This is a genomic window from Ideonella livida, from assembly GCF_010499455.1.
Taxonomy (GTDB): Bacteria; Pseudomonadota; Gammaproteobacteria; order Burkholderiales; family Burkholderiaceae_C; genus Ideonella; species Ideonella livida.
Genome location: NZ_JAAGOH010000093.1, coordinates 1 through 568, shown reverse-complemented (window position 1 = coordinate 568; position 568 = coordinate 1). Strand labels below are relative to the sequence as shown.

The window sequence follows — 568 nt, the reverse complement described above, 5'->3', positions numbered from 1 at the left end:
ACTTCGGGGTGCTGTTCATCATGAACAACGCCATCGGGCTGATCACCCCGCCGGTGGGCACGGTGCTCAATGTGGTGGCCGGCGTGGGCAAGATGAAGATGGACGAGGTCACCCGCGGCGTGCTGCCCTTCATGACCGCGCAGTTCGCGGTGATGTTCCTGCTGGTTTTCTTCCCCGCCATCGTCACCGTGCCGGCCCGCTGGTTCGCCAGCTGAGCCCAACGGCTTTCCAAACGTTGGAATCTCGTTCCAGAATCTCCACCGCCAGGCCGACGGCCTGGGCCCAGAACGGAGCTGCCTGCCCCATGCCATCCTTCACCAGCGCCAGAGAAGCCCTTGGTCCCTTGCCCAACCCCCTGGGCCTGCAGGGCATCGAGTTCATCGAATACGCCACCAGCCGGCCGCAGGCGCTGGGCCAGCAGCTGGAGCGGCTGGGTTTCCGGCCGGTGGCGCGCCACCGCTCGCGCGAGGTGCTGCTCTACCGCCAGGGGGGCATGAACGTCATCATCAACGCCCACCAGGACGTGGCCGAGGGCGGCCTGAACGGCGCCCCGCCGCTGACCGAGCGC

Annotated in this window: 2 protein-coding genes; both read left to right on the top strand. The window is 67.4% G+C overall.

Annotated features, from left to right (window positions below; all coding sequences use genetic code 11):
• On the top strand, window positions 1-215 hold a 215-nt coding region (locus G3A44_RS23195; protein WP_163460120.1), incomplete at its 5' end, for a TRAP transporter large permease subunit.
• An 89-nt stretch (window positions 216-304) separates the two neighbouring features.
• A partial coding sequence (locus G3A44_RS23190; RefSeq protein ID WP_510587270.1) for a VOC family protein occupies window positions 305-568 on the top strand: 264 nt, incomplete at its 3' end.